Here is a 458-nt window from a genome sequence, read left to right as displayed (position 1 = left end):
GCCTGGAGACAAGCTATGACCGCGCCACGGCGCACTTCCGGATTCCGCGCCGCGTCGTCAAGGGCGGATCCCATCTCTGCGCCCCGAACTACTGCCGGCGCTATCGCCCGGCCGCGCGCCATGCCCAGCCGGTCGACACCTCGATGAGCCATATCGGCTTCCGCTGCGTAAGGCGGGCGGCCGCTCCAACCTGAAACTATCGGTCGAACAGGAGGATGAGGCACATGGATGCGAATAATAGGACGCCCGAGACGGCCGACATCAACGACACACGTCGGCAGGGATCAGCGTCGGGAGCGGACGCCGGCGTCAGCCGGCGGAAGCTGCTGCTTTCGGGCACCGCACTGGCCGCCGCCGCCGGGGTGACAATGCCTTTCGCGGCGGCCGAGGCCCAGACCGCGCCGACGCCGGCCCCGGGCGCGAAGCCCAACATCGTCGTCATCATGGGCGACGATGTT

The 458-nt window shown here is 68.6% G+C and carries 2 protein-coding genes; both read left to right on the top strand.

Going from position 1 to position 458, the window contains the following annotated elements; all coding sequences use genetic code 11:
- A partial coding sequence (locus FFK22_RS42240; RefSeq protein WP_143957046.1) for an SUMF1/EgtB/PvdO family nonheme iron enzyme occupies window positions 1-194 on the top strand: 194 nt, incomplete at its 5' end.
- Between the two features lie 30 nt (window positions 195-224).
- The coding region (locus FFK22_RS42235) for a hypothetical protein (RefSeq protein ID WP_221939325.1) at window positions 225-458 on the top strand (234 nt) is incomplete at its 3' end.

Origin of the sequence: Mycobacterium sp. KBS0706, from assembly GCF_005938675.2 — a bacterium.
Classification (GTDB): domain Bacteria; phylum Pseudomonadota; class Alphaproteobacteria; order DSM-16000; family Inquilinaceae; genus Inquilinus.
This window is presented reverse-complemented; position numbering and strand designations above follow the sequence as displayed.